The sequence below is a fragment of the Acetatifactor sp. genome, assembly GCF_982438285.1.
On record NZ_CEWDFQ010000081.1, the window covers coordinates 1 to 10,623 of the forward strand.

A 10,623-nucleotide genomic window follows, 5' to 3' on the forward strand; every position below is an offset into this window, starting at 1 on the left:
TTATTACTCACTGCAGCGGTGGCGGTCGGCGTCCTGGCTGGCTGCCAAGATACGGCTCAGACAGACGCAAACGGCGGACAGACAGCCTCAGGGGGCACGGAGGCGACAGGAAACGGAGACGGAGAAATAAAAGAGTTTACCGCATTCTTTGCAGTCCCCGGCTCAGAGATCAATGATGACAATGAAATTATGCTGATGCTTGGGGAGTTGACCGGAGCTACCTGCAAGGAGACATGGCTGACCGGACAGACTGCACAGGAGGCGGTGGGAACCCTGATTGCCGGGGGAGAATATCCGGATTTCATTGACGGCGGCGACGGCATGGCCCAGCTGTATGAGGCGGGGGCGCTGATTCCACTGGATGACTATATTGATCAATATCCCAATATCAAGGAGTTTTTGACAGAGGAGGAATGGGATAAGCTTCGCCAGGATGATGGACATATTTATTGGATTCAGCAGTTTGGAAATATTTATGGCGAGGAAAGGGCTACAACGCACAACGATGAGGCCTTCTGGATACAGACCCGTGTGCTGGAGTGGGCGGGTTATCCGGAAATATATACCATGGATCAATATTTTGATCTGATTGAATCCTACAATGAAGCGAATCCTACTATGGAAGGGGGAATGGAAAACATTCCGTATACCATTCTCTGTGATGACTGGCGTTATTTCTGTCTGGAGAATGCGCCTCAGTTTTTGGATGGCTATCCCAACGATGGTTCCGTAATTGTAGATCCGAAGGAGCTAAAGATTATCGACTATAATACCACACCGACTGCAAAAAGGTATTTCCAGAAGCTGAATGAAGAATATCACAAAGGCATTGTGGACCCGGAGTCCTTTACGCAGACCTATGATGAGTATATCGCAAAGCTCTCCACAGGCCGTGTGCTGGGAATGATTGATCAGTGGTGGGATTTTGCCTATACTGTAAACGATGCGTTGAAGCAGCAGGGGCTGGATGAGCAAGGCTGCAATTATGTTCCGCTTCCCATCACCATCGAGGAGGGCATGAAGAACCAGTGGCATAATTCCGGCGGTGTTTTAAATGTAGCGAGCGGTCTTGCCATTACAACAAGCTGTGAGGATGTAGAAGGAGCTTTGGCGTTTGTGGACGCACTGCTTGGCCAGGAGGCCCATGATCTGCGCTTCTGGGGTGTGGAAGGAGTGGACTATGAGGTGGATGAAAACGGCGAGTACTACCGGACCGAGGACATGAGGGTGCAGAGCTCCGACACAGCATACAAGGCATCCCATACTTGTACCTACTCCTATTTCCCGCAGTATGCCGGAACAAGCCGTGATGGCATCAACGCTATGAAGCCGGAGTACCAGGCTAAGGAATTCTACAACAGCTTGAGTGAGGACGTGCAGGAATGCTTTGCGGCATATGGCGCGGAAACCTATGTGGATATGCTTGGAACCAGCGAAGCGCCAGGTCCCTGGTATCCTATGTATTCTTACTCTAACAACATGACAACATCCACTGAAGGCGGGCTTGCATGGACCAAGATGGGTGAAGTGAAACATGAATATCTTCCGAAGGTTGTAATGTCCGATGATTTTGAAGCGGCTTGGGAGGAGTACATGAAAGTTTATGACTCCTGCGATCCCCAGGCATTCTTAGACGAAATGCAGGCGGAGCTGGACCGCAGGGTAGAAGAGGCGGCAAAATATAACTAAATAAGGCTGTAAAAAGATTTAAAAACAGGCAGATGTCAATGGGAGTCGTCTGCCTGTTTTTCCGAATTGCAAGCTCTGAAAAAGAGCGGAGAATGGAGGTAGGCAAGGCTTCTATGGCAAGAAAGAAAAAAGAAAAAATACATGAGCCCAAAGTAAAAATCACATGGAAGGAAATAAAGCGGCAGAAGGTTTTACTGATCTGGGCGGCTGTAATCGTTGCATATGGCATTGTTTTTTATTATCTGCCCTTAGCAGGATGGGTGATGGCTTTCCAAAATTACAGACCGAAGGACGGGCTGATTCATTCTCAGTTTGTGGGGCTGGCAAAATTTCAGCAGCTGTTTTCTGATGCCACGTTTCTAAGGGTGATCCGCAATACGCTGGCTATGGGAGTCATCAATCTGGCAGCGACCTTTATCATGGCCATTGTTTTTGCTATTTTGTTAAATGAGATCAAATCAAAGGGTGGAAAAAAGGTGGTGCAGACAATTTCGTATCTTCCTCACTTTCTTTCCTGGATCATTGTAACAGGAATACTGCATGATGCTCTTTCCAGCAACGGAATCGTCAACGAGCTGCTGGTAAGGGCTGGTATTTTTGACCAGCCCCTGAATTTCTTTGCACATCCGAAATTTTTCTGGCCTATTGTGGCATTTGCTAATGTGTGGAAAGAAACCGGCTGGAACGCTATCATATATCTTGCAGCGATCACTGCCATCGATCCTTCTCTTTATGAGGCTGCCGGAATCGACGGTGCTGGAAGGTTTGCCCGGATACGGTATGTAACGCTTCCTGGGATAAAGCCTACTATTATAATTCTTTTGCTGATGAATGTGGGAAATGTGCTGAACGCTGGCTTTGAAATCCAGTATTTGCTGGGGAATGGGCTGGTGCAGAGCGTGTCCCAGACGATCGATATTTATGTTTTAAAGTGGGGCATCAGCCAAAATGATTTTTCAATCGGAACGGCGGCGGGAATTTTTAAGAGTCTTGTGAGCATTATCCTGATTGTGATAGCAAATATGATTGCAAAGAGAAGCGGTGAAGAGCAGTTATTCTGAGAGCAAAGGTGGAGACAAATATGGGAAAAATAAAAAAGAAAAGGCATAAAACCTCAGTTTGGGATAAGCTGTTTACAATATGCAACACCCTGTTTATGATTGCTTTTGTGATTATTACACTTTATCCGGTTATCAATACGCTGGCCATCGCATTTAATGATGGAACAGACGCGCTTCGAGGCGGAATCTATCTGTTTCCCCGGAAGCTGTCTATAAAAAACTTTACGACGGTTCTGCAAAAGGATAATCTGATCACGGGTGCGTATGTCACTGTGGCAAGGACGCTGATCGGAACAATGCTTTCACTTGGAGCAAACGCACTGCTTGCCTATATCGTCAGCAGAAAGAGATTCTTGTTTAAAAGACAGCTCTCTTTGTTCTGGGTGGTGACTATGTATGTCAATGGCGGGATGATTCCGGTTTTCCTTTTGTATAAGAATCTTGGACTGACAAACAGTTTTTGGGTATATGTGGTTCCGGGTATGATAAGCGCGTTTAATATGCTCGTCATCCGTACATATATGAATGGTATACCAGACAGCCTGGAGGAATCCGCGCAGCTTGACGGGGGTGGGTACATGACAATCTTTGTCAAGATTATTTCACCACTCTGCAAGCCGGTTTATGCCACTGTCGCATTGTTTGTGGCAGTAGGGCAGTGGAACTCGTGGTTTGATGCCATGCTGTACAATCGCATGAGCAGTCAGTATACTACGCTGCAATATGAGCTTATGAAGCTCTTGTCTTCGGTGACAAACCAGGGCAACAGTGTGGAGGCTATGAAAAACGCGGCAGGAGCGGTAACACCCACCTCCGTACGGGCAGCGGCTACGATTTTGACCATGCTGCCAATCATCTGTCTGTATCCATTTTTACAGCGGTATTTTGTCACAGGACTGACAATCGGAGGAGTGAAGGAATAGAAGCTGGTGTGATAAAGAAGGCAGATAGAAAGGGAAGGCTATGAAACAAGGCGCTTTTTACACAGGCAAATACAGAAATGCGTTTGCGGAAGCGGGATATGACGAGGAAGTCATTGAGAGCCGGAAGAATGAGATTTTCAGAACATTGTTTTACGGCAGTGACCAAGAACGGCTTTATCATCCGGTGGGTGAGGATATGGGCTACATAGAGGATACCGGAAACGGTGATGTGCGAACAGAAGGCATGTCCTACGGTATGATGATGTGCGTACAGATGAATAAGAAGGAAGAATTTGACCGTCTCTGGAAATGGGCCAGAACCTATATGTATTTGGAGGAGGGAGAAAACGCGGGCTATTTTGCGTGGTCCTGTGGTAAGGATGGAACAAAAAACTCCCTTGGGGCAGCGCCGGACGGAGAGGAATATTTTGCGATGGCTCTTTTGTTTGCAGCCCATCGCTTTGGCAATGGAAAAGGTATCTTTAACTATGAAGGAGAGGCGCGTGAGCTGCTGCACACCTGTATCCACAAGGGGGAGGGCGGCTCTGAGGGGCGCAGTATGTGGGATCCGAATAACAAGCTGATCCGCTTTATCACGGATGTGGATTTTACGGATCCGTCCTACCATCTGCCGCACTTTTACGAGCTGTTTGGTCGATGGGCGAAAGAGGAGGACAGACCGTTTTTTCTGCAGGCTGCCCAGGCAAGCCGTGCTTACCTGAAAAAGGCATGTCATCCGGTTACGGGGCTTTGTGCGGAGTACGCTGAATTTGACGGAAGCCCGTATATGCCTGTTTTGGAGATATGGGGAGGAAGACATGACTGGTATTATAGTGATGCATATCGAACCATCGCCAATATAGCTTTGGATTATGAATGGTTCGCAGCGGATGAATGGGAGCCCGTGGAGGCAAAGCGGCTGCTGAGATTTTTCTGTGAGACCATAAAGAACCAAGACAGGGATGGTATTTTTGCAGTGGACGGCACGCTGCTGGAGGGGAAAGCGCTGCATCCGGTGGCAGTTACAGCCACCAATGCGCAGGCCGGTCTGATTGTTCGGGATGAAAACGCGTATGCGTGTATCCGCAGATTCTGGGAAACTCCGCTTCGGACGGGAATCCGAAGATATTATGATAATTGTCTTTACTTTTTTGCGTTTCTTGCGCTGAGCGGAAGCTATAGAATTTATTGAATTCCTATAGAGACACAGAAACAGGAACATACGACAGAGAAAGAAAGCTACCGGCATTTTTATGGAAGTGTTTAAGGCGGTATATTTATATATTTTGCTTTGAAGAAATATGCGGACAGGCAGTTGAACAAACCATCCCCACCCTTTATAATAATGAAGGAGCAAAGGAAATGTTAAAGGGGGTAAAGGATGAAAAAACGAAGCGTATGGAAAGGCATACTGTCGGCGGCCCTGCTGGCGTGTGCAGGCATTTATATCTGGACACAGGGAGCTTCCGGAGAGCAGATCAAGGAATTTACAGCATTTTTTGATGTCCCGGGGAATACGTTGGATACAAAGAACAAGATTAGGGATAGAATTGCTGAGCTGACCGGATATAGGTGCCAGGAAATCTGGCTGGTGGGACAGACGGCGGATGAGGCCATAGCTTCCTATATTGCAAATGGTGAATATCCTGATTTTATTTCTGGGGACGTGACGCTTTATGAGGCAGGTGCGTTGATTCCCATAGATGAATACTGGGAGGCGTACCCCAATATCCGCACTTATATGTCGGATGAAGCGTGGAACAGGCTCAGGCAGGAGGACGGGCATATTTATTGGATTCCGCAATTTGGCATAGTCAGAGACCAGGCGCCGGAGGTTTTGCACGAGGGGGAAGCGTTCTGGATACAGACAAGAGTGCTGAAATGGGCGGGCTATCCAAAGATCAGCACAGTGGAACAGTATTTTGCCTTGCTTGAGGATTATATGGCGGCAAATCCTTGTATGGAAAGCGGTGAAGAAAATATTGCATTCACCATCCTGTGCGACGACTGGCGTTACTTTTGCCTGGAAAATCCTCCCCAGTTTCTGGATGGCTATCCAAATGACGGAAGCTGTATAGTAGACACGGAAACCATGACCGTTAAGGATTACAATATAACAGCAACGGCAAAACAATATTTTGAGATATTGAACAGGGAATATCACAATGGGCTGGTGGATCCGGAATCCTTTACCCAAAGTTACGATGAATATCTTGAGAAGCTTGCCTCCGGGAGAGTACTGGGGATGGTGGATCAATGGTGGCAGTTTTCTTATGATGTGGGCGATTTTCTGGAACGACTCAGCGGCCAGGGCTGTAACTATGTTCCGCTTCCGGTTACCATAAGGGAAGGGATTGAAAACCAATGGCATGTGAAACGGGGGGATGATTTCAGTGTGGCAGAGGGAATTGCGATTACAAGGGACTGTAGTGATGTGGAAGGCGCAATGCAGTTTATGAATGATTTGCTGAGCGAAGAGGTTATGAAGCTTCGGTTTTGGGGAATAGAGGGGGAGGACTATAATGTGGATGAAAACGGCGTGTTTTATCGAACAGAGGAACAGCGGGCGAAGGCAAGGGATGGGGAATACCAGGCATCCCAGTTTTGTTACTATTCTTATTTTCCAAGGCTTGAAGGAATGAGTGGAGATGGGCTCAACACATTTCAGCCGGAATACCAGAAGGGAGAGTTTTTCGCCGGACTACCGGAGGATGTGAGGGAATGTCTGGAAGCCTATGGATGCAAAAGCTATGTAGATATGCTGGGAAGCAATGATAAGCCAGGTCCATGGTATCCTATGTATTCGCATTCTGATATGCTTACAAGACAAACAGAGGCAGGAAGGGCGTGGAAGGAAATGAATGCGGTAAAACACAGATATCTGCCGCAGGTTATCATGACAGAGGATTTTGAGAAAATGTGGGAGCAGTATATGACAGAATACAGAGCATGTCTGCCGGAATTGTTCTTTGAGGAAATGCAAAGGGAGCTGGAACGGCGTATAAAAACAGCAGAGGATTAGAAAAAATTTTAATCTGAAATTTTTCTGATTGAGATATTGACAAATGGCCTGCAGATAGACTATAGTCATACATATATAAAAAGGCAATGACGAAGAGGAGTATATCCTACCCCTTAAAAGAGAGAGCGGCTGCCGGGTGTGCGGCATACGGCGCTGAAAGGCCGCTTGAAGGAAGGAGGATGGAAGGTAGCTTCTGAGCCGGAGGGCTGAAAATCCACAGTGGGCAGTAGGCTCTCACGCTTTATCCCCGTTAACGGATAGGACTTTGCAGGAAGTCTTAAGAGGCAGTGCGCCGGATGAAAGGAAAAGCTTTTCTGAAGGCACTGTGAACAAAGGTGGTACCGCGTCAACGACGCCCTTTGCCGGTTCTCCGGCAAGGGGCTTTTTTCGTTACAGGAAATCCCGAAAAAGGAAAGGAGCAGGAAATGAGCAGAGAAATGGCAAAAACCTATGACCCAAAGGGCATAGAGGACAAATTGTATCAGAAGTGGCTTGACAAAAAATATTTTCACGCAGAGGTGGATCATGACAAGACTCCTTTTACTATCGTGATTCCGCCCCCAAACATTACGGGACAGCTTCACATGGGGCATGCGCTGGACAATACCATGCAGGATATCCTGATCCGGTTTAAACGGATGCAGGGCTATAACGCCCTGTGGCAGCCGGGCACGGATCATGCAAGCATTGCTACAGAGGTTAAGATTATTGAAAAGCTGAAGGAAGAGGGCATTGATAAAAACGACCTGGGCCGTGAAAAATTTTTAGAGAGAGCCTGGGAGTGGAAAAAGGAATACGGCGGGCGCATCATCGGCCAGTTAAAAAAGCTGGGCTCCTCCTGCGATTGGGACAGAGAGCGCTTTACCATGGACGAGGGCTGCAACAAGGCTGTTACCGAGGTCTTTGTAAAGATGCACGAAAAGGGCTATATTTATAAGGGTTCCCGAATCATCAACTGGTGCCCTGTGTGCAACACTTCTATCTCTGACGCGGAGGTGGAATATCAGGAGCAGGCAGGTCATTTCTGGCACATCAAATATCCTCTCATCAACGAGGATGGAACGGTAAGCGATACAGAATTCCTGACCTTTGCCACCACCCGTCCCGAGACCATGCTGGGAGATACGGCGGTGGCCATTCATCCCGACGATGAGCGTTATCAGCATCTGAAGGGAAGAAAGGTGATGCTGCCCTTGATGAACCGGGAGATTCCCATTGTCACGGACGCATATGTGGACAGGGAATTCGGAACGGGCGTGGTAAAGATCACCCCGGCGCATGACCCTAACGACTTCGAGGTGGGGAGACGTCATAATCTGCCCATTATCAATGTGATGAACGACGACGCCACAATCAATGAAAACGGCGGCAGATTTGCGGGAATGGACCGCTATGAGGCACGCAGGGCCATCGTGGAAGAGCTGGACGCCATGGGGCTTCTGGTAAAGGTCGAGGAGCATGTGCACAATGTGGGCACCCATGACCGCTGTAAGACTACCATTGAACCTCTGGTGAAGGAGCAGTGGTTTGTAAAGATGGACGAGCTGATAAAGCCGGCCATAAAGGCGGTGAAAACCGGAGAGATCAGGCTGATTCCCGAGCGTATGGAAAAGAATTATTTCAACTGGACCGACAATATCAGGGATTGGTGCATCAGCCGCCAGCTCTGGTGGGGACACCGGATTCCGGCCTACTACTGCGACGAGTGTAAGGAAGTGGTGGTTGCCAGAGAGATGCCGGATGTATGCCCCAAATGCGGCTGTACCCACTTTACCCAGGACCCTGATACGCTGGACACCTGGTTTTCCTCGGCCCTGTGGCCCTTTGAGACCCTGGGCTGGCCCGAGCAGACGGAGGATTTGAAATACTTTTATCCCACCGATGTGCTGGTGACAGGCTATGACATCATTTTCTTCTGGGTTATCCGCATGATCTTTTCCGGCTATGAGCAGATGGGGGAGAGACCCTTTAAGACGGTATTGTTCCACGGCCTTGTGCGGGACAGCCAGGGCAGAAAAATGTCTAAGTCCCTGGGCAACGGCATTGACCCGCTGGAGATCATCGATCAGTATGGCGCGGACGCCCTGCGTTTGACGCTGATCACCGGAAATGCGCCGGGCAATGATATGCGCTTTTATTATGAACGGGTGGAAAACAGCCGGAATTTTGCCAATAAGGTGTGGAATGCTTCCCGGTTTATTTTGATGAATATGGAGCAGACCTGTGAAAAGACCGGAAAAGACATAAGAGAGCCAAAAGCAGGAGAGCTTGCTCCTGCAGACAAATGGATTCTCTCCAAATTAAATACCCTGGTGAAAGAGGTTACGGACAATATGGAGCATTTCGAGCTGGGGATTGCGGTACAGAAGGTTTATGACTTTATCTGGGATGAATTCTGCGATTGGTACATTGAGATGGTAAAGCCCAGGCTTTACAGCTCAGATGACGAGATCAGCCAGAATGCGGCTCTGTGGACCTTAAAAAGCGTGCTGCTTGACGCTTTAAAGCTGCTGCATCCCTATATGCCCTTTATCACGGAGGAAATTTTCTGTACGCTGCAAAGCAGTGAGGAATCCATCATGATCAGCAGCTGGCCCAAGTATCGTCCGGACAGAAGCTTTCCCCAAGAAGAGAAGGATATTGAGATCATCAAGGAGGCGGTAAGAGGCATCCGCAATGCAAGAAGCGGGATGAATGTGGCGCCCAGCCGCAGGACGAAGGTCACCATAGTCAGCGAGGATGCGGATATTCTGCGCACCTTCAGCGAGGGCAGGCTGTTCTTTGCCTCTTTGGCTTATGCAAACGAGGTGATCACGCTAAGCGCTCTTTCCGGGCAGGATAAAGACAGTATGGGCAAGGATGCGGTGTCGGTGGTGATTCCGGGAGCTACGCTCTACATTCCGCTGGCGGAGCTTGTGGACATCGCACAGGAGATAGAAAGGCTGGAAAAGGAGAAAAAGCGTCTTGCGTCGGAGCTGGCACGATCCCGGGGAATGCTTTCCAATGAGCGCTTTTTGGCTAAGGCGCCCCAGGAAAAGGTGGAGCAGGAGAAGGAGAAGCTTGCAAAATATGAACAGATGATGGAGCAGGTGACCCTGCGCCTTGCGCAGCTTTCCGGAGGAGAGGGCAGGTAAATCCTTAAGGAGAAGAGAGGCGTCTTTATTTTGGAAAAAAAACAAATCAGTACCTTTGAGCAGGCGGAGGCGTATCTTTATGATATGCCCCGCTTTACCAGCAAAAATACCCTGGAGGATACAAAAGCCTTTTTAAAAAGGCTTGGAAGCCCGGACAGGGGAATGCGGATCATCCATGTGGCAGGCACAAACGGAAAAGGCTCCGTTTGTGCTTATTTGCGCTGTATTTTAGAGGAGGCCGGCTACACTGCTGCTGTGTTTACGTCGCCCCATCTGGTGGATATCAGAGAGCGGTTTTTCATCAAGGGCCGTATGATAGAGAAGGAAACCTTTCTTTGGGCTTTTCTTTCGGTATACAATGAGCTTGACTGGGAAGCCCTTGAAAAGGGAGCGGGGTATCATCCCACCTTTTTTGAGTATCTGTTTTTTATGGCTATGCTTGCCTTCTCCAGAGAGAAGCCGGATTTTTGTATTTTGGAAACAGGTCTGGGAGGGAGGCTTGACGCTACCAACGCTGTGGACGAAAAGGAGCTTTCCGTGATCACCCGGATTGGTCTTGACCACGTGGAATATCTTGGAAATACCATAGAAGCCATTGCGGGGGAAAAAGCGGGGATTTTAAAAAAGGGAACGCCGGTGGTTTTCTCCGATACTGTAAGGGAGGCTTCTTTGGTGATTCAAGGCAGGGCGGCCCAGCTTGGCATCCAGGCTTATCCGGTGTCGAAAAATGACTACGCTTTCTTAAAAATTAAAAATAAAAGCATTGATTTTTCTCTTGGTACTAGGTATTATGG

Annotated in this window: 7 protein-coding genes and 1 other annotated feature; all 7 genes read left to right on the plus strand. The window is 48.4% G+C overall.

Annotated features, from left to right (window positions below; genetic code table 11):
• Positions 1-1,689: type 2 periplasmic-binding domain-containing protein (locus tag AC1WIP_RS05850; RefSeq protein ID WP_481140946.1), on the plus strand; the 1,689-nt coding region annotated here is incomplete at its 5' end.
• A 113-nt stretch (positions 1,690-1,802) separates the two neighbouring features.
• On the plus strand, positions 1,803-2,750 hold the full coding sequence (locus AC1WIP_RS05855; protein ID WP_318704805.1) for an ABC transporter permease: 948 nt from the start codon (positions 1,803-1,805) through the stop codon (positions 2,748-2,750).
• 20 nt (positions 2,751-2,770) lie between these two features.
• Positions 2,771-3,673: a carbohydrate ABC transporter permease gene (locus AC1WIP_RS05860; protein ID WP_318704806.1), complete on the plus strand. Its 903-nt coding sequence runs from the start codon at positions 2,771-2,773 to the stop codon at positions 3,671-3,673.
• 40 nt (positions 3,674-3,713) lie between these two features.
• Positions 3,714-4,865, plus strand: a complete 1,152-nt coding sequence (locus AC1WIP_RS05865) for a family 8 glycosyl hydrolase (RefSeq protein ID WP_318709443.1) — start codon at positions 3,714-3,716, stop codon at positions 4,863-4,865.
• Between the two features lie 189 nt (positions 4,866-5,054).
• Positions 5,055-6,695: a type 2 periplasmic-binding domain-containing protein gene (locus AC1WIP_RS05870; protein WP_318709445.1), complete on the plus strand. Its 1,641-nt coding sequence runs from the start codon at positions 5,055-5,057 to the stop codon at positions 6,693-6,695.
• 77 nt (positions 6,696-6,772) lie between these two features.
• Positions 6,773-7,058 (plus strand) — a binding site (T-box leader).
• Positions 7,059-7,120: 62 nt separating this feature from the next.
• The gene (locus AC1WIP_RS05875) at positions 7,121-9,829 is read left to right on the plus strand and encodes a valine--tRNA ligase (RefSeq protein WP_481140948.1); all 2,709 of its coding nucleotides are present in this window, start codon (positions 7,121-7,123) and stop codon (positions 9,827-9,829) included.
• A gap of 30 nt (positions 9,830-9,859) precedes the next feature.
• Positions 9,860-10,623, plus strand: a 764-nt coding sequence (locus AC1WIP_RS05880) for a bifunctional folylpolyglutamate synthase/dihydrofolate synthase (RefSeq protein WP_481140949.1), incomplete at its 3' end; no start/stop codon positions are given.

Coding starts and splice junctions, on each gene's coding strand:
- AC1WIP_RS05855 (WP_318704805.1), top strand. CDS start 1,803: ATGGCAAGAAAGAAAAAAGAAAAAATACATGAGCCCAAAGTAAAAATC.
- AC1WIP_RS05860 (WP_318704806.1), top strand. CDS start 2,771: ATGGGAAAAATAAAAAAGAAAAGGCATAAAACCTCAGTTTGGGATAAG.
- AC1WIP_RS05865 (WP_318709443.1), top strand. CDS start 3,714: ATGAAACAAGGCGCTTTTTACACAGGCAAATACAGAAATGCGTTTGCG.
- AC1WIP_RS05870 (WP_318709445.1), top strand. CDS start 5,055: ATGAAAAAACGAAGCGTATGGAAAGGCATACTGTCGGCGGCCCTGCTG.
- AC1WIP_RS05875 (WP_481140948.1), top strand. CDS start 7,121: ATGAGCAGAGAAATGGCAAAAACCTATGACCCAAAGGGCATAGAGGAC.